We start from the raw sequence: 20,217 nt of genomic DNA, 5'->3' as shown, positions 1-20,217 counted from the left end.
GCAGCTGGGATCTGGCCGTGATCGAGGCCGAGGCGAACATGAACATCGTGCAGGCGCTGCGCGTGCAGGACCAGGCCGTAGCCGTTCTCGTTGCGGATGGTGAGGGTGTCGGCGTCGACGGTGGCCGTGGTCTTGCCGTCGAGGGCGCGCAGCACGTCGTTCTCCACCTCCATCACCTCCGGGCCGCACATCATCTTGGTGGTGCCGACCGCGAAGGCCACGGCGTCGCCGGGGCCGACGCCCGCCGTGCCCGACATCCGGTTGCAGCCCGCCAGGCCGTTGACGGTGCCGCCCTCGCCGATGGTGAGATTCGGGCGCACCTCGTCGAGGGTGGTGGAGCGGACCTGCCCCTGCGGGGTGATCAGGGTAGTGACGATCCAGGTGGTGCCGAGCAGCGGCTTGTCGGGGGTGACGATCTTCTTGTCGGTGAGATGGACGGTGACCGTTTCGCCGGTGAGGGTGAGGGTGTCGCCGTCGAGCCGCCAGGTGGGATCGGATTCGAGGAACGCGGTCTGCCAGGCGTCGGCGTTGCCGCGATCGCCGGGGCAGGCCATCAGGGTGCCCGCCAGCGGGGAGGTCGGGTGCAGGACATGGTCGTTCAGGTCGACGGTGCCGCTGCTGGTGTTGCAGCCGGAGTTGGCCGAGATACGGCCGTCGGCGAAGGTGAGCGTCAGCGGGCCGCCGCCGGGGATCGCGCCGCCGACCACCTCGGTGGAGATGTAGGTGTGGCCCATCGGAGTCGCGTTGTCCTCCGGGGCCTTTCCGGAATCGGAGGAGCAGGCCGTGGCCGCGGCGGTGGCGAGGACACAGAGCGCGGCGAGGCGGAGCAGGGTTGCCGACATAGGGCCCATCGTAGTGCGGGCGACTCGCGTCCGATCGCGCCGCGACCAGTCGTGCGCGGCGGCCGGGACCGGTCGCCGGGGATATGCTCGGCGGGTGACGAGCGTGGCGGCGGGACCGGTGTCGACGTGGGCGCCGTTGCGGTCGCCGGTGTTCCGGGCGCTGTGGATCGCGCAGCTGGTGTCGAATCTGGGCACGTGGATGCAGACGGTCGGCGCCCAGTGGATCCTGGTCGACGCGCCGAACGCGGCGGCGCTGGTGTCGTTCGTGCAGACCGCGCTGGCCTTGCCCGTCATGTTGCTGTCGATCCCGTCCGGGGTGCTGGCCGACCTGGTCGACCGGCGGCGATTGCTCCTCGGCGCGCAGTCCGGCATGGCACTGGCCTCGCTGACCCTCACCGTGTTCACCGCCACCGGGCACACGACCCCCGCCGTCCTGCTGACCCTGCTGTTCCTGCTCGGCTGCGGTCAGGCGCTCACGGCGCCCGCGTGGCAGGCGATCCAGCCGGAACTGGTGCCCCGCGACCAGATCACCTCGGCCGCGGCGCTGGGCAGCATGAGCGTCAACATCGGCAGGGCGGTCGGGCCCGCGGTGGCGGGCGTGATCGTCTCGATCGCCGGCCCGACCGTCGTGTTCGGCTTCAACACGCTGTCCTTCGTCGGCATCGTCGCGGTACTGGTGGTGTCGAAGTGGCCGACCCGGCCGCGCACGCTGCCCTCCGAGCGCCCGCTCGCGGCGCTCCAGGCGGGCACCAGGTTCATCCGGGCCGCGCCCGCGATCCGGCGGGTGCTGTTCCGCGCGATCCTGTTCATCGCGCCCGCGAGCGCGGTGTGGTCGCTGCTGCCGGTGATCGCGCACGACCGGCTCGGGCTGGCCTCCGACGGCTACGGCCTGCTGCTCGGCGCGCTCGGGCTGGGCGCGGTGTGCGGCGCGCTCGGCCTGGCACGGTTGCGGGTGTTGTTCACCCCGACGCAGCGCCTGGCACTGGCCGCGGTGCTGTTCGGGCTCGGCGCGGTGGCGACGGCGCTGGTGCCGAGTGTGCCGATCGTGCTGGTGCTGCTGGTCGGCGCGGGACTGGCCTGGCTGCTCGCGATGTCGACCTTGAACTCGACCATGCAGTTGCTGCTCCCCGCGTGGGTGCGGGCGCGGGGTCTGTCGGTGTACATGCTGGTGTTCATGGGCGGGCAGGCCATCGGCTCGCTGCTGTGGGGCCTGGTCGCCGGCGCGTACGGCGCGGTGGCGGCACTGCTGATCGCGGCGGCGCTGCTGGCCTGCTGTGCGGTGAGCACAGTGTGGTTGCCGATCCGGCACAACGTGGAGGACATCGACCTGTCCCCGGCCGCGTTCTGGCCCGAACCGCAGCTCGTGGTCGAACCCGATCCGATGGACGGGCCGGTGCTGGTGATGCGTGGCTACGATGTGCCGCCCGCCGACGTCGCCGCCTTCACCGAGGCGATGGCCCTGGTCGGGCGGTCCAGGCAGCGCACGGGCGCGATGGAATGGCGGCTCTACCGTGATGTCGGCATCGTCGACCGGTTCGTCGAGGCGTTCGTGGTGCGGTCCTGGGCCGAACACATGCACCAGCACCAGGTGCGGTTGACCGCGCGCGACCGGGAGATCGAACAGACCGTCGCGCACTGGTCGGCGGGGGCCGAGACGGTGTCCCACCTGGTCGCGGTCGAGCCTGGTTAGACCCATCGGGCGTCGACCCCATAGGATGGTCGCCATGTCGCTGTTCCTCGATATCCTCCTTGTGATCACCAGCGTGCTGTTGGTGCTGCTGGTGCTGCTGCACCGCGCCAAGGGTGGCGGCTTGTCCAGCCTGTTCGGTGGCGGCGTGCAGTCGAGCCTGTCCGGCTCCACCGTGGTCGAGAAGAACCTCGACCGGGTCACCATCTTCGTCGGCCTCGTCTGGCTGATCTCGATCCTCGGCATCGGCCTGGAGATCAAGTTCGCCTGAGTTCAGCGCGTCGGCGTCGTCATCCGCAGCGCCGCCGACTCGATCTCGGATTCGCCGAGCAGGACGGTGTCCGCGGCCGGTCCGAGGGGCACGAAACTGTCCGCGCTGGTGACGCGCGCGAGCGCACCCCGATACCCGCCGTCGAGCAGCGCCGCGTACACCGATTCGGAGACGCCGCCGCCGCGTCGGGTCTCGTCGGCGACGAGTACACGGCCGGTGGCTTCGGCGTGCCGGAGCAGATCCTCGATCGGCAGCGGGTTGAGCCAGCGCAGATCGAGCACCCTGGCGCGCACGCCGTGTGTGGCCAAGCGCTCCGCTGTGCGTAGCGACATCGGCACGCCGTTGCCGAAGGTGACGATGGTGAGATCGGCGCCGTCACCGTAGACCCGCGCACTGCCGATCGGCACATGCTCGGAAGACGGTGCGGCGAGCCAGGATTCGTCACCGGGATGCAGATCTCTGGTGTGGTACAACGCGATCGGTTCGACGAACAGGCACACCCGCCCGTCCACCCTGGCCGCCGAGACACAGGTGCGCAGCATGGCCGCGGCGTCGTCGGCGCGCGCGGGCACCGCCAGCACGACACCGGGGATGTCACGCAGCGCCGCCAGTGAATCGTCATTGTGGAAATGGCCGCCGAAGCCCTTCTGGTAGGCGAGTCCGGCGATGCGCACCACCATCGGATTGCGGTACTGCCCGTTCGAGAAGAACGACAATGTCGCGGCCTCGCCACGGATCTGGTCGGCGGCGTTGTGCACATAGGCCAGGTACTGGATCTCCGGGATCGGCACGAAGCCGGCGAGCCCGGCACCGAGCGCGGTACCGAGCACGGCCTGTTCGTCGAGCAGTGTGTCGAACACCCGGCGCGCGCCGAACCGTTTGCGCAGTCCTTTCGTCACGCCGTACACCCCGCCTTTACGGCCGACGTCTTCGCCGAAGACCAGGACATCGCGGTCCCTGGCCAGCATTTCACCGAGAGTGTGGTTGATCGCCTGCGCGAGGGTCATCGGAGGCAGGGGCGCCGCGGCCCCGGTGGCTGATCCCATGTGCTGTCCGGACGGCGGGGTCACCTCGGTGTGTGCCCGCTGCGCGTCCGCGCACACCGCGTCCGGTCGGGCGGGGGCGAGCGGGGCCATGACCGCCGCCGCGGAGTCCAGGCGCGCCTCGCGCACGACCTCCTCGGCCGTCGCGCGCACCTGGGCACCGATGCGGTCGTAGCGTTCGAGCAGCGCCGGCGCCTCGGCCAGGCCGGTGCTGTGCAGGTAGCGGGCGGTTCCGAGCAGGGGATCGCGGGCCAGATCGGCGGCGAGCTCCGCCGGACCGCGATAGGCCGCTTCGACATCGGAGCCCGCGTGCCCGCCGAGGCGCACCGTGCGCAGGTGCAGGAACACCGGGGTCCGCCACGTGCGGGCCAGCTGGACCGCGTCCTCGGCGGCGCCGAGCGCCTCGGGCAGGTCGCAGCCGTCGGCGGCCAGATAGGTCAGGCCGGGCCGGGGGCCGTAGGCGCTCTCGATCCAGTCCGGGGGAGTGGGCACGCTGATCCCGAGACCGTTGTCCTCGCAGACGAACACGATCGGCATCGGCACGCCCTGCGCTGCCGCGTGCACCGCCGCGTTGATCGCGCCTGTCGCGGTGGAGTGATTGGCCGAGGCGTCGCCGAAACTGCACACCACCACCGCGTCGGCGGGCCAGGGGCACCGAACCCCCTGGCGCGCCGCGCGATCCAGCGCGAACGCCAGGCCGACCGCACGCGGCAGCTGCGACGCGATGGTCGAGGTCTGCGGAATGATCGCGGCGGCCTTGCTGCCGAACACCTTGTGCCTGCCGCCGGAAATCGGATCGGCCGCCGCCGCGACCACCCCCAGCAGGACGTCGCGGACGGGATCGAGCCCGGGAATCCGCCGGCAACGCTGCACGAAGAAGGCCCCGGATCGATAGTGCAGCAGCGCGGGATCGTCGACGCGCAGCGCGGCCGCCACCGCGGCGTTGCCCTCGTGCCCGGCCGAGCCGATGCTGTAGTACCCCCGCCCGGCCGCGCCGAGCCGCCGCGCCGCGAGATCGAGATGCCTGCTGGTGGCCTGGGATTCGAACAGGTCGAGCGCCTCGGCGGCGGCGAGCGTGGGGGCCGCGTCGGAGCGGGCGTAGACCGCGAGCCCGGTCAGCGCGGTCCGGAACGCCGCGTCCATGTCGAGCGAACTCCGCACCATCGCACCCACTCCTCGCCCGCCGTCGATTCGTTCAGCATCCCGATGCTAGGCGCTCGAGGGGTGCGGGCCGGGGTGATCCGGCGGGTGGGCCGAGATCGAAACGGACGTCGTGCCGCAGCAGCCGGCTCAGCGGGGCGCCGAACATCCGGCGAACCGTCTCGCTGAAATGGGATGGTGTGGCGAACCCGGCGTCGACGGCGCAGCGGGTGAAGTCGTGCCCGTCGGCGATGCCGCGCAGCGCGTGGATCATCCTGGCCCACTGCTGATACCGGCGGAAGGTGGTCCCGCATTGCTGGGCGAACAGGCGAAGGAAGTGCGAGGTGGACAGATCCAGCCGCGCGGCGACCGCCTCGGCCCGGAACGGGTGGTGCGGGTGTCGCCGGATGGCCGCCGCCACCGCGGCGATCCGCGGATCGATCGGCCGCGCCCGGCCCCCGGCGAGCAAGCCGAAGAGCCGATCCGGGTCGACGTCGGGGCCGGTGCACAGCTCGATCAACTCGCGTTCGCGACGGTGCCCGAGGCCGAAAGGTCCCACGGTGCTGGTCATCTCGGCGGCGATCGCGCCCGCGGAGGATTCGGCGATGTCGACGAACAGCAGCAGGATCGGATCGTCGCGTGAGTTCACCCGGTGCACCGCACGCGCCGGGGCGAGCGCGCTGCGGGCCAGGATCTCCCCGTGCGTGGCGGTCTCCAGGACGAACGGCCCGTTCAGGCCGACACTCAGCACCGCCACCGACGTCGAATGCGGGTCGACGCCGAGCTCGAGACCGAGATAGCCGGCGTGCCCGGGCCGAATCCAGACCAGCGGCGAACCGCACGTTTCCGAAAGCGTGCCCCCGCACCCACCTGCCACCGTTGCGGTATCCCGATCCATCAGGAGGACCCGTCATGCGAGGCAGAATTCCCCGGCGAATGCGGATACTGGCCGCACTCCGACCCGAACCCGACTGGGACACGGTCACCCCGGCCGGCGTCGCCGAACTGCGTGCGGCACAAGCGAAGGTGCTGCGGTCGCCCCTCGGCGCCCTGGTGCGCGGCAGAGCCGATCGGGGCGCGCTGATCTCCACCCGATCCCTGGAGCTGCCGGGGCGGACGGTCGACGTGCGCGTCTACCGGCCGCGGCGCGACGAGCCCGCGGCGCCGTTGATCGTCGCGTTCCACGGCGGCGGACTCATCGTCGGTACCCCGGCCCAGGACGACTGGCTGCTCAGTCATCTGGCCACGCGCTGCGGCGCCGTGGTCGTCTCGGTGGACTACCGGCTGGCACCCGAACATCCGGTGCCCGCGCCGATGCACGACGCCTACGACGCGTTCGTCCACCTCGTCGACCGGCCCGAACAATGGGGCATCGATCCGCACCGGGTCGCGCTGCTCGGGTCGAGCGCGGGCGCCACCCTCGCGGCACTCACCGCGATCCACGCGGTGGCGCAGGGCAGGGCGGTCCGGACGCAGATCCTGATCAACCCGCAGCTGGACTGGACCGACGCGGTGTTCGGGTATCCGTCGTTCGCCGAGAACGCCGACGCCCCGACCGCGACACCCGCCAATTGCCGTGCCGTGCAGCGGCTCGCGCTGCCACCGTCGTTCGACCCCGTCGGCATCTCGCCGCTGTACCACCCGGACCTCGCCGGGGGCGCGCCCGCGCTGATCGTCTCGGCCGGCCTCGACACCCTCGAGGACCAGTCGCCGGCCTACGCCGCCCGCCTGCGGGAGGCGAAGGTCGAGGTGACGTCGACCCGCTACGCCGAGGCGACCCACGCGTTCCTGAGCATGCCGGGACTGGTGCCCGCGGCGCGGCCGGCGCGCGCGGCGATCCTCGCCCACCTCGTCGACCACCTGGCGGGGCGGGCCAGGGTCCCGCGCTGAGCGGTCAGTTCGCGGCGTCATCGGCCGGCCAGAGGGCGCGGAGCGGGCGCAGGCCGTCCTCGACATACTCGGCGACGGAGCGGTCCTCCCCGTCGAGAAACCACTGCTCGAGGGCGGCCAGATAGCCGAAGATCAGCGCGTTGGTGGCCACCCTGGCCTGTGCCTGGGTGAATCGGCCGGTCGTGGCGAGGACCGGGGTGAGCCGCTGACTCGTCCGGTCCGCCGAGGCGTAGGCGGCGCGGCGCACCGAGGGTTCGGTGAAGTGGTAGCGCAGGCTGCGCCGCCACGGGCTCGGGTCGGTGGCGCCCGAGGCCGAGGTGGCGGGCGCGGATTCGTACTCGCGCACCGACGCGAGCAGGCTGCCGACGGGATCGCGCGGGTCGACGACGCGTTCGAGGTCGGCGTCGCTCAGGTTGTCGAACTCGTCGGCGACGATGATGCCCTCCTTGGTGCCGAAGAGCCGGTAGACGGTCGAGGGCGAGACCTCGGCGGCGGCCGCGATCTCGTCGATGGTCACCGCGGCGAAGCCCTTTTCGTCGAACAGGTCGAGGGCGCGTTCCTGGACGGTGTGCATGGCCTTGAGCCGCCACCGTTCGCGAAGTCCGGTCATGCCAGCAGGTTATCAGGAAGTGACTCTCTCCAGACATTGACTGTCTTAAACGAGAACCGTAGAGTCGCTCTCTACAGACAGTGACTTTCTGAAACTGGGGTGTGCGATGACGACAATCGAACGTGCCGAACCGGCGGTGCTGCCCGCGCCGCCGGACACGGGGGGACTCGCGACACTCGTGCGCCCCCATGTCCCGGGTTTCGCGGCCGTGGTGATCCTGCAGGTCATCGGCGCTGTCGCGGGGTTGGCGCCGCTGCTCGCGGTGGTCGAGGTGGGCCGGTTGCTGCTGTCCGCCGGGCCGGTCGACGCGGACCGCGTGTGGGCGGCCGTCGCGGTCGGCGCGCTCGGGCTGCTCGTGCGGCTCGTGTTCACCGCTGCCTCCTCCGGTCTCGGCCATGCGCTCGACAGCCGCGTGCAGTTGTCGTTCCGGCGCCGGTTGGCCGCGCATCTGGGACGGGTGCCGATCGGCTGGTTCTCCCGGCGCCGGACCGGCGAGCTGGCCAAGGTGGTCGGCGACGACGTGAGCGCGGTGCACCCGTTCTTCGCGCACGCGCCCGGCGAGCTGGTCTCGGCGTTCGTGGTGCCGCTGGTCTCGCTGATCTACCTGCTCACCGTGGACTGGCGACTCACGCTGATCACGCTGATCCCCGTGGTGGTCGCGGTGGCGCACGTGCCCCTGCTGATGCTGCCCGCCAGGGAACGCGAACAGCGTGAATTCGATGCCGCGATGGGCCGGATCGCCGACTCGGTGGTGGAGTTCGTGCAGGGCATCGCCGTGGTCAAGGCCTTCGGCGGCGGTGATCGCGCCCATCGCCGATTCCGCACGGCCGCGGACGAATTCGCCGACACCTTCCTGCGCTGGGTGCGCGGTCTCGCGCCGATCGCCGCCGGCATGCAGCTCGCGCTCTCGCCGCCGTTCGTGCTGCTGGTCGTGCTGGCCGGCGGCACCTACCTGATCACCCGTGGTGGACTGGCGCCCGCCGATCTACTGCCGTTCCTGCTGCTCGGCCTCGGCCTCACCGCCCCGGTCGCGGCGCTCGGGCACGGCTTCGACGACCTGCAGGCGGCCGGGCGCGCGGTCGGGCGGATCCGTGACGTGCTCGCCGTCGAGCCACTGCCCGAACCCGCCCGCCCGGTTCCGCCGCGCGGGCACCGGGTGGAACTGCGCGACGTGCGCTTCGGCTACGACTCCGACCACGAGGTGCTGCGCGGCATCGACCTGGTGCTCGAGCCCGGCACCGTGACCGCGCTGGTCGGGCCCTCCGGCAGCGGGAAATCCACTCTCGCCCAACTCCTGCTGCGATTCTTCGACCCCACCGCCGGCGCCGTGACCCTCGGTGGCGTCGACCTGCGGGAGATCGGCGGCCAGCGGCTCTACCGAGAGGTTTCGTTCGTGTTCCAGGACGTGCGCCTGCTGCGGGCCGGCGTGGCCGACAACATCGCGCTCGCGGTCCCGCACGCCGACCGCGCGCGGGTGATCGAGGCGGCGCGGCTGGCGGAGATCCACGACCGGATCCTGGAGCTGCCGCACGGCTACGACACGGTGCTCGGCGAACAGGCCGGGCTGTCCGGCGGTGAGGCCCAACGCCTCGCGCTCGCCCGCGCCCTGCTCGCCGACACCCCCGTCCTGGTGCTCGACGAGGCCACCGCCTTCGCCGACCCGCGCACCGAACAGGCGCTGCGGCGCGCCGTGGCGAGCGGGCGGGGTGATCGCACCGTGCTGATCATCGCCCACCGGCACGAGACCATCGCCGAGGCCGACACCGTCGTCCTGCTCGACGGTGGCGTGATCGTCGAGCGCGGAGCTCCCGCGCGGCTGTCGGCCGCGGGTGGTCCGTTCGCCGAGTTCTGGCAGACCCATCGAGGAAGCGAGTTGTCATGATCCGCACGTTGCTCCGCGTGCTCGGCCACCAGTACGCCGGTCCGGTCCGCCGAACCGTCGTGCTGATGAGCGTCGCCGCGGTGGTGGAAGGACTGTCCTATCTCCTGTTGGTCCCGGTGCTCCGGGAACTGTTCGGCGAGGAGCCCGCGCGCGCCCAACCCTGGTTGCTCGCCTTCGGCGCCGGCGTCGCGCTCTACGCGGCCCTGCGCTACCTCGCCGACCTGGCCGGATTCCGGGCCGGGACGACGCTGCTGCGCGGGACCTATCACCGGCTCGGCGACCATCTGGCACGGCTGCCGATCGGCTGGTACGGGCCGGAGCGCGTCGGTGAGGTGTCCGCGCTCGCCAGCCGCGGGGTGCTCGAGGCCATGGGAGTGATCGCGCATCTGCTGGCGCCGTTCGTCACCGCCACCCTGACCCCGCTGACCATCGTGGTCGTCATGGGCATCTACGACTGGCGGCTCGGCCTGGCCGCGCTGCTCGCCGTCCCGCTCGTCGCGGCGATCCAGGCCTGGTCCGGGCGGGCGATGGCCGCCGCCGACGCCGAACGCCACGACCGCGATCAGCAGGCGGCCGGCCGCGTCATCGAATACCTGCAGGCCCAACCCGTGCTGCGGGCGGGTGGCCGCGCCGCCGAGCGCTTCGACCTGCTCGACGACGCGCTGCGTGGCATCCAGCGGTCGACCCACCGATCGGTGCGGTCGGCGCTGCCCGGCATGGTCGGGCTCACACTCGCCGTCCAGGCGACCTTCACGGTCCTGCTCGCTCTCGGCGTGTACCTCGCGCTCGGTGGCCGCATCGGCGTGGCCGAGGTGCTGGCGATGCTGGTCCTCGCGGCGCGCTGCGCCGAACCGCTGCTGTCACTGGCCGACCTCGGCGGCAAGCTGCGCAGCGCCCGGTCCCAGCTGGACCGCCTCGACGCCCTGCTGCGCACCGCACCGCTGCCCGAACCCGCCGACCCGATCCGCCCGGACCGGCACGATCTGGCCTTCGACGCCGTCACCTTCCGGCACGAGAACCGCACGGTGCTGGACGGACTCACGCTCACCGTGCCGCAGGGCGCGCGGTACGCGATCGTCGGCCCGTCGGGTGCGGGCAAGAGCACGCTGCTCCACCTGCTCGCCCGGTTCCACGACGTGCACGCGGGCGCGGTGCGGTTCGGCGGTGTCGACGTCCGCGACATCGAGACCGCCACCCTGATGGCGCGGGTGGCGATCGTCTTCCAGGACGTCTACCTGTTCGACGGCACGCTCGAGGACAACATCCGCCTCGGCCGCCCCGACGCGAGCACCGCCGAGGTGCGGGCCGCGGCGAGCGCGGCCCAGCTGGACGAGGTCATCGAGCGACTGCCCGGCGGCTGGTCGGCCGCGGTCGGTGAGGGCGGCGCGCTGCTCTCCGGCGGTGAGCGTCAACGGGTTTCGATCGCGCGCGCGTTGCTGAAGGACGCCCCGGTCGTGCTGCTGGACGAGATCACCTCGGCCCTCGACCCGGTCAACGAGGCGGCCGTGCACGCGGGCATCGAGCGGTTGATGCGCGGTCGCACCGTCGTGATGGTGGCGCACCGGCTGAACACCGTCCGCACCGCCGATCACGTGGTGTTCCTGGACGGGGGACGGATCGTGGAACAGGGCACTCACGACGAACTGCTCGCGATGGACGGCAGGTACGCCGAGTTCTGGAACCTCGCCACCGCACCGGTGTCCGGCGCCTGACACGCCCACGCAGCCGCCGGGGGAGGGGTCGTCCCGGTGGCTGTGCGGCGGCGCGCGGTGCCTCGGCGGACCGCGACGCCCTGCTCGGTCGTCGGTCGAAAGGGCAAGGGCCACCGTGGGTTCGCGGCGAGCGGCACGTGCCCGGCGTCCGGCCCGTCTGCCCTACCCGGCTTGTGCCGCGATCTCCCGTGGCACCACCCACAGGGCCTCGGCGGCCGCGCAGAGATCACCGTCGCGGGTCGACAGGGCGACGCCCACCGTGAACTTGCGGCCCTCGCTGCGGACGGCCCAAGCGTGCGAGAGGTATTCGGCACCGGCCAGGACCGGCTGGTAGGTGGTGGCGGTGAGGGCGGCGGTCACCGCGCCGCGGGCCATGTCCTGGAACACCCAGGCGGCGATGCCACCGGGGCAGTCCAGCGCGGACCAGACGATCTCCGGCGGCAGCACGCCGTCGGCATCGGCGAGTCCGTGGTCGGGGGTCCACGCGGCGGCGATGACCGAACTGTCCGGCACGGGCCAGGGGAACAGGCGCAGGCCGTGGCCGGGCGCGCACGCGACGCCGCACCCGAAACAGTCGGTGACCGGTCGTTTCGGACTGGCCAGCGCGGATTCGGTCGCCCGCTTCGCATCCGACCACGAGGGCAGCGGCGCCACCGCGAGCGGCGCGGCGGCGGGCGCGGACCGGGCCAGCAGGGTGCCGTCCGCGTCGGCCAAAGACACCTGCCCCGGCTCGGCGGCGGACACGTCGATCGGCGTGCCGATCGGCACCGCGCTCCGGAAATCGACGCGCACCGTGTCGGCGCCGGATCGGCGAGCCAGCATGCCCGCCACATAGCCGCCGAAGGCCACCTGCGGATAGCCGTGGATGTGCTCCGGAATCGTCACCGTCTCGGTCTGGCTCATCACTGTGGTCACCCTTCGGCCGGTCGAATGCCCTCGACGATATCGATCGGCCGGGTGTCCGTACCGCGCGGGACCCGGTGACGGTTTCCGCGCGGCGTCGGTCTACTCCTCGTCGAGCAGGAGGTCGGAGGCGGCGGCCTCGTCGACGACCCAGGTCGTCGATTCGATGCCGACCGCGCCCGCCGCGGGCACGTCGTCGGGGGAGGCCCCGTTGACCGCGGCGGCCACGGCGGCCGCCTTGCCCTCGCCGCTCACCACCAACATGACGTGCCGGGAACGATGGACCGCGGGCAGGGTCAGGCTCACCCGGGTCGGCGGCGGCTTCGGGCAATCGTGCACGGCCACCACATAATCCGTCTGCTCGCGCACCGCGGGGGAGTGCGGGAACAGCGAGTTCATGTGCCCCTCCGGCCCCATCCCGAGGACGGTCAGGTCGAATTCGCCACGCTCGTCGAGTTCGGTGTGCACGAGCTGGGCGTAGGCGGCGGCGGCGGCCTCCGGCGAGCCGTAGGTGCCGTCGGAGGCGGCGATCGGGAAAACGTGTGCCGGATCGAGCGGCACGTGATCCAGCAGCGCCTGCCTGGCCTGCAGCTCGTTGCGGTCCGGGTCGCCGTCGGGAACGAAACGCTCGTCGCCCCAGTACACGTACAGCGTCGACCAGTCGATGGCGCCCGGATTCGCCCGGACGCGTTCGAGCAGCCGGATGCCGTCGCTGCCGCCGGTCAGCGCCACCGAGGCGGTGCCGCGTTCGGCCTGGGCCGCGACGATCACGTCGACGAAGCGTTCGGCCGCGGCGTCCGCGAGCAGGTCGGCGTCGTCGTGGACCTCGATCGTATCGGCGGGGAATTCGGCGCCGAGCTCGTCGATATGGTCACTCATAGGTCACCTTCTCGATTCCGGCGAGCGCCTCGGCGTAGATCTCGTCGGCGTCGAGCCGGCGCAGTTCCTCGGCGAGGCAATCGCGAGTTTCCCGGCGCGCCAGCGCGATTCGCTGGTCGGGTTCACCGGTGCGGGTCAGCGTGGCGGTTCTGCCCAATTGCGGTCTGCTGATCGCGATCGAATCCGTGCCGCGGTGCACTTCCACCCGCAGCTCACCCGTCCGGCGACGGACGGGACAGTCCAGGCGCGAGGCCAGCCAGCCGGCCAGGGTGTCCAGGGCCGGTTCGCTGGCCAGCCCGGACACCGTCACCGAGGTGACCGGCTCGAACGGTGGTTCGTCCAGCGCCGCGGCCAGCAGCGCCCGCCAGTAGGTGATGCGGCTCCACGCCAGGTCGGTGTCACCGGCCGCGTAGGAATGGCGGCGCTTCTTGATGGCGGCCTGCGGATCGGGCGCGAAGGTGGCGTCGGTGATCCGACGCTTGGCCAGCTTGCCCACCGAATCCAGGGACGGGAACTCCGGCGCGCCCCGCGGCCACCACGCCACCACCGGGGTGTCGGGCAGCAGGAACGGGGTGACGACACTGCTCTCGTGGTTCACCAGCGGACCCTGCAACCGCAGCACGATCACCTCGGCCGCGCCCGCGTCGCCGCCGACCCGGATCTGCGCGTCGAGGCGGGCCTCGGCGTCGCGGTCACCGCGCGCCAGCACGATCACCCGGCACGGATGCTCGCGGCTGGCGTCGTTGGCGGCGTCGATCGCGTCCTCGGCCTCCGAGGAGTCCAGCGTGCACACCACCAGCGTGAGCACCCGGCCCTGGGTGATGACGCCGTTGGTCTCGCGCAGCTGCACCATCCGCTTGCCGACCTCGACCGTGTTCGTATCGGGCATGTCGACGATCACGGGCGCCGCCATTCCCGCCCGCTGCGCGCGAGCATCTCCTCGGCCGAGGCGGGACCCCAGGTACCGGCCTCGTAGGGTTCGGGCTTGCCCTCGGCGGCCCAGTGCGTGAGCACGGGATCGAGGATGCGCCAGGACAATTCGACTTCGGCGTTCACCGGGAACAGCGACGGCACCCCGAGCAGCACGTCCAGGATGAGCCGTTCGTAGGCCTCGGGGGAGGACTCGGTGAACGCCTCGCCGTAGCTGAAGTCCATGTTCACGTCGCGCACTTCCATGCCCGAGCCGGGCACCTTGGAACCGAAGCGCAGGGTGATGCCCTCGTCCGGCTGCACCCGGATGACCAGCGCGTTCTGACCGAGCTCCTCGGTCATGGTCTGGTCGAAGGGCAGGTGCGGGGCCCGCTTGAAGACCACCGCGATCTCGGTGACCCTGCGGCCCAGGCGTTTTCCGGTGCGCAGATAGAACGGCACCCCCGCCCAGCGGCGGTTCTCCACGTGCACGGTGATCGCGGCGAAGGTCTCGGTCCGCGACTGCGGGTCGAACCCTTCCTCCTCGTGCAGGCCGACCACGTGCTCGCTGCCCTGCCAGCCCTCGGTGTACTGGCCGCGCGCGGTGGTCTCGTCCAGCGGTTCGACGAGCTTGGTCGCCGAGAGCGCCTTGATCTTCTCGGTGGTCAGCTGCTGGGGCTCGAAGGAAGTGGGTTCCTCCATCGCCGTCAGCGCCAGCAGCTGCAGCAGATGGTTCTGGATGACGTCGCGCGCCGCGCCGATCCCGTCGTAATACCCCGCGCGCCCACCCAGGCCGATGTCCTCGGCCATCGTGATCTGCACGCTGTCGACGTAGTTGGCGTTCCAGATCGGCTCGAACAGCTCGTTGGCGAAGCGCAGCGCCAGGATGTTCTGCACCGTCTCCTTGCCGAGGTAGTGATCGATGCGGAACACCTGCTCCTCCGGGAACACGCGGTTCACGAGGGCATTGAGTTCCTTCGCGCTGGCCAGATCGTGGCCGAAGGGCTTCTCGATCACCACCCGGCGCCAGGGCAGGTAGCCGTCGGCGTCGACGCCGGTGGGCTGGGCGAGGTGGTGCTCGGAGAGCTGATCGAGCACCACGGGGAACATGTTCGGCGGAATCGACAGGTAGAAGGCGTAATTACCGCCGGTGCCGCGGGTCTGGTCGAGCGTGCGCAGCGTGTCGGCGAGGGTCGCGAAGGCGACGTCGTCGTCGAAACTGCCCTGCACGAACCGCACCCCCTCGGCCAGGTTGTCCCAGACCTCCTGGCGGAAGGGCGTGCGGGCGTGCTGTTTCACCGCGTCGAGGACGACGGCGGCGAAGTCCTCATCGGCGTAGTCGCGCCGGGCGAAACCGACCAGGGCGAAACCAGGGGGCAACAGCCCCTGGTTCGCCAGGTCGTAGATGGCCGGCATCAGCTTCTTGCGGGACAGATCTCCGGTGACACCGAAGATCACCAAGCAGCACGGGCCCGCGATGAAGGGGACCCGTTTGTCTCGTTCGTCGCGCAGCGGGTTGTGCCACAGCCCCGCCGCCTGATCCGTCGATGCTGCGCCGGCCATCGGGTCAGTTGCCCCCCGCCGCCGCGCTGCCCAGCTCGGTGGTGGTGGCCTCGAGCAGCTCGTTCCACGCCTGCTCGAATTTGTCGACGCCCTCGCGCTCGAGCAGCGCGAACACGTCGTCGAGGTCGATGCCGACCGCCGCGAGGTCGGTGAAGACCTGCGCGGCCTCGACGGCCTGGCCGCTGAGGGTGTCGCCGCGGACCTCGCCGTGGTCGGCGAAGGCCTGCAGGGTCTTCTCCGGCAGGGTGTTGACCGTGTTCGGGCCGACCAGCTCGGTGACGTAGAGCGTGTCCGGGTAGTCCGGGTTCTTCACCCCGGTCGAGGCCCACAGCGGCCGCTGCCGGTTGGCGCCCTGGGCGGCCAGGTGGTTGTAGGTGGAGGTGTGCGCCCCACCGTCGAACACATCCTGGTACTCGGCGTAGGCCAGGCGCGCGTTGGCCACGCCTGCCTTGCCGCGCAGCGCGAGCGCCTCCGGGGTGCCGATCGCGTCCAGACGCTTATCGATCTCGGTGTCCACCCGGGAGACGAAGAACGACGCGACCGAATGGATCTTGGCCAGGTCGTGGCCGCCGATCTTGGCGTTGCGCAGACCGTCGAGGTAGGCGCCCATCACCGCGCGGTAGCGCGGCACCGAGAAGATCAGCGTCACGTTGACGCTGATGCCCTCGCCGATCACCGCGGTGATCGCGGGCAGGCCCGCCTCGGTGGCCGGGATCTTGATGAACAGGTTCTTGCGGTCGACGATCTTCCACAGCTCGATCGCCTGGGCGACCGTCTTGTCGGCGTCGAACGCGAAGCGCGGGTCGACCTCGATCGACACCCGACCGTCGACGCCGTTGGTGGCCTCGAACACCGGGGCGAGCACGTCGCAGGCGGCGCGCACGTCGTCGGTGGTCATGGTGCGGATCGCGGCGTCGGCGTCGGCGCCCTGCCCGGCGAGCTCTTTCAGCTGGCCGTCGTAGTCGTGGCCCTTGCTCAGCGCGGCCTGGAAGATGCTCGGGTTCGTGGTGACACCGACGACGCCCCTCGTCGCGACCAGGTCGGCGAGATTGCCGGACTTGATCCGATCGCGGGACAGATCATCGAGCCACACCGAGACGCCCGCGGCCGAGAGCGCGGCGAGATTCTCGTTCTGTGCCATTGGTTTTACCCCTTCACCTTGTCGGTCGAACGCAGCGCGGCGGCGACGACGGCATCGGCGGTGATACCGAACTCGGAGTACAGCTTCTTGAAGTTGGCGGAGGCGCCGAAGTGCTCGATACCGACGACCTCACCGGCGTCACCGACGAAGCGGTGCCACGGCATCGCGATACCGGCCTCGACGACGACCCGGGCGCGCACCGACGGCGGCAGCACCTCGTCGCGATAGCCCTGCTCCTGTGCGTCGAACCATTCCACGCACGGCATCGAGACCACGCGGGTCGGGATGCCCTGCTCCTCCAGGGTAGTGCGCGCGGCCACCGCGAGCTGGAGCTCGGAACCGGTGCCGATGAGGATCACCTGCGGGGTGCCGGTGGAGGCCTCGGCCAGCACGTAGCCGCCCTTCTTGACACCCTCGTAGCTGGTGCCCTCCAGGGTCGGGACGTCCTGCCGGGTCAGCGCCAGCGCGGACGGGCCGTCCTGGTGCGGCGCGTCGTGCACCGAGAAGTGCGAGGTGTGCTCGTCGGAGTCGCGCTCGAGGACGGTGCGCCAGGCGTGCACGGTCTCGTTCGCGTCGCCGGGGCGCACGACATTGAGGCCGGGGATCGCGCGCAGCGCGGCCAGGTGCTCGATCGGCTGGTGGGTCGGGCCGTCCTCGCCGAGACCGATGGAGTCGTGGGTCCAGACGTAGATGGCGGGCACCCGCATCAGCGCGGCCAGGCGAACGGCCGGGCGCATGTAGTCGGAGAACACCAGGAAGGTGCCGCCGTAGGGGCGGGTCGGGCCGTGCAGGGCGATGCCGTTGAGGATCGAGCCCATGGCGTGCTCACGGATGCCGAAGTGCAGGGTGCGGCCGTAGGGCTGCGCCTTCCACATGCCGGTGGAGATGGACTCGGGGCCGAAGCTCGGCTGGCTGGGCATCGTGGTGTTGTTGGACTCGGCCAAGTCGGCCGAACCGCCCCACAGCTCGGGCAGCTCGTCGGCCACGGCGGCAAGGAACTTGCCGGAGGCCTTGCGGGTGGCCATGCCCTTCGGGTCGGCCTCGAAGGTCGGCAGCGACTCGGTCCAGCCCTGCGGCAGCGAGCGGGTCTGCAGGCGGTCGAACAGCGCCTTGTTCGACGGGTTGGCGGTGGCCCACGCGTCGAAGGTCGACTGCCACTTGGCCTTCGCCTCGGCGCCGCGGGCCAGCGCCTTGCGGGTGTGCTCGATGACGGCCGGGTCGACGTCGAAGGACTTCTCGGGGTCGAAGCCGAGGGCCTGCTTGACGGCGGCGACCTCGTCGGCGCCCAGCGCCGCGCCGTGCACGCCGCCGGTGTTCATCTTGTTCGGCGCGGGGAAGCCGATGATGGTGCGCAGGATGATGATCGAGGGCTTGGCGGTCTCGGCCTTGGCGGCCTCGATCGCGGCCTCGATCGCCACGACGTCCTCGCCGCCCTCGACGATCTGCACGTGCCAGCCGTAGGCCTCGTAGCGCTTGGCGACGTCCTCGGTGAAGGCGATGTCGGTGTCGTCCTCGATGGAGATCTCGTTGTCGTCGTAGATCACCACGAGGTTGCCCAGCTGCTGGGTGCCCGCGATCGAGGAGGCCTCGGCGGTGACGCCCTCCTGCAGGTCGCCGTCGGAGGCGATGGTGTAGATGAAGTGGTCGAACGGGCTGGTGCCCGCAGGGGCCTCCGGGTCGTAGAGACCGCGCTCGCGGCGGGCCGCCATGGCCATGCCGACCGCCGAGGCCAGGCCCTGGCCGAGCGGGCCGGTGGTGATCTCGACGCCGTCGGTGTGCCGGAACTCGGGATGGCCCGGGGTCAGCGAGTCCCACTGGCGCAGCTGCTCGAGATCGGTGAGCTCCAGGCCGAAACCGGCCAGGTAGAGCTGGACGTAGAGGGTGAGGCTGGAATGTCCACAGGACAGCACGAACCGGTCGCGGCCGACCCAGCGCGGCTCCGCGGGATCGTGGCGCATGGTGCGCTGGAAGAGGGTGTAGGCGACCGGCGCGAGGCTCATCGCGGTGCCGGGGTGCCCGTTGCCCGCCTTCTGCACCGCGTCCGCGGCCAGGACACGGGCGGTGTCGACGGCCTTGGTGTCGAGGTCCGTCCAGTCGCTGGGGTAGTTCCGCTGAGTGAGGGCGCGAATGTCGTCTGTGACTGACACGACCGTGGTTCTCCTGACCTAGGTTTCGTCGACGGCGATACATGGCAGCGGCGATGTGGATGTCGTCCGGACCGCACGCGGCCTGGGTGCGTACCGATGTACACCCCTACCCTAGTGGTGGAGCTCCACGGGACCGGCGCGAACCCTGGTTGTGAGTCTAGAGGGGAGCGGCGACACCGTTCGCGGTGTCGGTGCCCTCGCCCGGCGCGTCGGGTGATGGCTCGCCGACGTCGCCGTTCACCTGCGCGTCGGCGCCGGTTCACCGCCGTGCGGCGCCGAGAGGGCGCCGTGACGGGGCCCACGGTGGCGGGGCCCTGGCGCGGAGCGGCACCGGCGTGGGTCTACCATCGTCTGTAGTAGTGGCCGCGCCGCAGCCGCGCGCTGCTCGTTCCAATGCCGGATGCGAAGCACAGCGTGCGAGGAGAAACAGTGCGGATCGATCCCCAGCCGGGTAGTAGCGGTGCGCACAATTCCTCGACGGCGCTGGCCGACCGGCTCACCGGTGACGGTCTCGTCGCCAAGATCCTGCGCAAGCCGCTGGCCTACATCGCGCTCACCAAGCCGCGGGTCATCGAGCTGCTGCTCGTCGCCACCATCCCGACGATGCTGCTGGCCGATCGCGGCACCGTCGACATCCGGCTGATCCTGGTCACCCTGTTCGGTGGCTGGATGGGCGCCGCCAGCGCCAACACGCTCAACTGTGTCGTCGACGCCGACATCGACAAGGTGATGAAGCGGACCGCGCGCAGGCCGCTGGCCCGCGACGCGGTGCCGACCAGGCACGCGCTCGTCTTCGGCGTGGCGCTCGGGGCGATCTCGTTCGGCTGGCTGTGGTGGCAGGCCAATCTGCTCAGCGGTGTGCTGGTCGTCGCGACGATCCTGTTCTACGTCTTCGTCTACACCAAGGGACTCAAGCGGCGGACCTCGCAGAACGTGGTGTGGGGCGGCGCCGCCGGCTGCATGCCCGCCCTCGTCGGCTGGTCGGCCGTCACCGGCACCATCGGCTGGCCCGCGATCGTGCTGTTCCTGGTGATCTTCTTCTGGACGCCGCCGCACACCTGGGCGCTGGCCATGCGCTACAAGGAGGACTACCGCGCGGCGGGCGTGCCGATGCTGCCGGTGGTCGCCACCGAGCAGACCGTCACCAAGCAGATCGTGATCTACACCTGGCTGACCGTCCTCGCGACGCTGGCCCTGGTCCCCGCCGCCGGCGTCATCTACGCGGCCGTCGCCCTAGTCGCGGGTGCCTGGTTCCTGCTGATGGCCCACCAGCTCTACGCCGGCGTGCGCCGCGGTGAATCCGTGAAGCCGCTGCGCCTGTTCCTGCAGTCGAACAACTATCTGGCCGTGGTGTTCTGCGGTCTGGCCGTCGACTCGGTGCTCGGCTGGACCACCCTGGGCAGCCTCGTCGGGCTCTGATACCTCGCGGGCCGCACCCGGGGGGGGGGGGGGGGGGGGGGGGCGCCGCCCGCGCCGGGGGGCGCGGCCCGGGGGGCGGGCGGGGGCGGGGGTACGGAGGGCGTTATGGGGTGCGCACACGGGCCGCGCGTAACAGCAGGTAGTCGCGCTCCGGTGTGCTCGCCGTCTGAGTCGCGGCC

At 71.2% G+C, this 20,217-nt stretch carries 16 protein-coding genes; 6 read left to right on the top strand and 10 right to left on the bottom strand.

Annotated features, from left to right (window positions below; genetic code table 11):
• On the bottom strand, nt 1-842 hold an 842-nt coding region (locus QH270_RS01210), incomplete at its 3' end, for an META domain-containing protein (protein ID WP_280338496.1).
• Between the two features lie 103 nt (nt 843-945).
• Here QH270_RS01210 and QH270_RS01205 point away from each other — a divergent pair.
• Nucleotides 946-2,532 carry an MFS transporter gene (locus QH270_RS01205; RefSeq protein ID WP_432420269.1) on the top strand — a complete coding sequence of 529 codons (1,587 nt, stop codon included), beginning with the start codon at nt 946-948 and terminating at the stop codon, nt 2,530-2,532.
• 34 nt (nt 2,533-2,566) lie between these two features.
• Complete coding sequence (gene secG / locus QH270_RS01200; protein ID WP_110036060.1) at nt 2,567-2,800, top strand: preprotein translocase subunit SecG; 234 nt, start codon at nt 2,567-2,569, stop codon at nt 2,798-2,800.
• Nucleotides 2,801-2,802: 2 nt separating this feature from the next.
• Here secG and QH270_RS01195 read toward each other — a convergent pair whose 3' ends face one another.
• Nucleotides 2,803-5,007 (bottom strand): thiamine pyrophosphate-dependent enzyme, encoded by a 2,205-nt coding sequence (locus QH270_RS01195; protein ID WP_280338494.1) that lies wholly within the window; start codon nt 5,005-5,007, stop codon nt 2,803-2,805.
• A 31-nt stretch (nt 5,008-5,038) separates the two neighbouring features.
• Nucleotides 5,039-5,881 (bottom strand): AraC family transcriptional regulator, encoded by an 843-nt coding sequence (locus tag QH270_RS01190; RefSeq protein ID WP_280338493.1) that lies wholly within the window; start codon nt 5,879-5,881, stop codon nt 5,039-5,041.
• Nucleotides 5,882-5,919: 38 nt separating this feature from the next.
• On the opposite strand from QH270_RS01190, the gene QH270_RS01185 reads away from it, so the two are divergent.
• Nucleotides 5,920-6,873, top strand: coding sequence for an alpha/beta hydrolase (locus tag QH270_RS01185; RefSeq protein WP_280338492.1), 954 nt, complete (start codon nt 5,920-5,922; stop codon nt 6,871-6,873).
• A 4-nt stretch (nt 6,874-6,877) separates the two neighbouring features.
• Here the strand turns inward: QH270_RS01185 and QH270_RS01180 are convergent, their stop codons facing one another.
• Nucleotides 6,878-7,483, bottom strand: a complete 606-nt coding sequence (locus QH270_RS01180; protein ID WP_280338491.1) for a TetR/AcrR family transcriptional regulator — start codon at nt 7,481-7,483, stop codon at nt 6,878-6,880.
• 106 nt (nt 7,484-7,589) lie between these two features.
• On the opposite strand from QH270_RS01180, the gene QH270_RS01175 reads away from it, so the two are divergent.
• Together QH270_RS01175 and QH270_RS01170 are read left to right on the top strand one after the other, a co-directional pair.
• The gene (locus QH270_RS01175; RefSeq protein WP_280338490.1) at nt 7,590-9,365 is read left to right on the top strand and encodes an ABC transporter ATP-binding protein; all 1,776 of its coding nucleotides are present in this window, start codon (nt 7,590-7,592) and stop codon (nt 9,363-9,365) included.
• Entirely contained in the window at nt 9,362-11,077 is a 1,716-nt protein-coding gene (locus tag QH270_RS01170; RefSeq protein WP_280338489.1) for an ABC transporter ATP-binding protein, read from the top strand. The genes QH270_RS01175 and QH270_RS01170 overlap by 4 nt, the downstream gene beginning before the upstream one ends.
• Nucleotides 11,078-11,239: 162 nt before the next feature.
• On the opposite strand, the gene QH270_RS01165 is transcribed toward QH270_RS01170, so the two are convergent.
• The 6 genes from QH270_RS01165 to tkt all read right to left on the bottom strand — a co-directional run bounded on the left by QH270_RS01165 (nt 11,240) and on the right by tkt (nt 18,619).
• Complete coding sequence (locus QH270_RS01165) at nt 11,240-11,980, bottom strand: hypothetical protein (RefSeq protein ID WP_280338488.1); 741 nt, start codon at nt 11,978-11,980, stop codon at nt 11,240-11,242.
• A gap of 102 nt (nt 11,981-12,082) precedes the next feature.
• Entirely contained in the window at nt 12,083-12,859 is a 777-nt protein-coding gene (gene pgl / locus QH270_RS01160) for a 6-phosphogluconolactonase (protein ID WP_280338487.1), read from the bottom strand.
• On the bottom strand, nt 12,852-13,760 hold the full coding sequence (gene opcA, locus QH270_RS01155) for a glucose-6-phosphate dehydrogenase assembly protein OpcA (protein WP_186817348.1): 909 nt from the start codon (nt 13,758-13,760) through the stop codon (nt 12,852-12,854). Before opcA ends, pgl begins: the two co-directional genes overlap by 8 nt.
• Nucleotides 13,757-15,331 (bottom strand): glucose-6-phosphate dehydrogenase, encoded by a 1,575-nt coding sequence (gene zwf / locus QH270_RS01150; protein WP_280338486.1) that lies wholly within the window; start codon nt 15,329-15,331, stop codon nt 13,757-13,759. The genes opcA and zwf overlap by 4 nt, the downstream gene beginning before the upstream one ends.
• Nucleotides 15,332-15,335: 4 nt before the next feature.
• Complete coding sequence (gene tal / locus QH270_RS01145; protein WP_280338485.1) at nt 15,336-16,472, bottom strand: transaldolase; 1,137 nt, start codon at nt 16,470-16,472, stop codon at nt 15,336-15,338.
• A 5-nt stretch (nt 16,473-16,477) separates the two neighbouring features.
• Nucleotides 16,478-18,619 carry a transketolase gene (tkt, locus tag QH270_RS01140; protein WP_280338484.1) on the bottom strand — a complete coding sequence of 714 codons (2,142 nt, stop codon included), beginning with the start codon at nt 18,617-18,619 and terminating at the stop codon, nt 16,478-16,480.
• Between the two features lie 429 nt (nt 18,620-19,048).
• Between tkt and QH270_RS01135 the strand changes: the two genes are divergently transcribed.
• Entirely contained in the window at nt 19,049-20,038 is a 990-nt protein-coding gene (locus tag QH270_RS01135; RefSeq protein WP_432420268.1) for a heme o synthase, read from the top strand.
• Nucleotides 20,039-20,217 lie beyond the last annotated feature (179 nt).

This window comes from Nocardia neocaledoniensis, from assembly GCF_029868625.1.
Taxonomy (GTDB): domain Bacteria; phylum Actinomycetota; class Actinomycetes; order Mycobacteriales; family Mycobacteriaceae; genus Nocardia; species Nocardia neocaledoniensis_A.
Note: the sequence above shows the minus strand (reverse complement) of the source record. Positions and strands in the feature narration are given on the sequence as shown.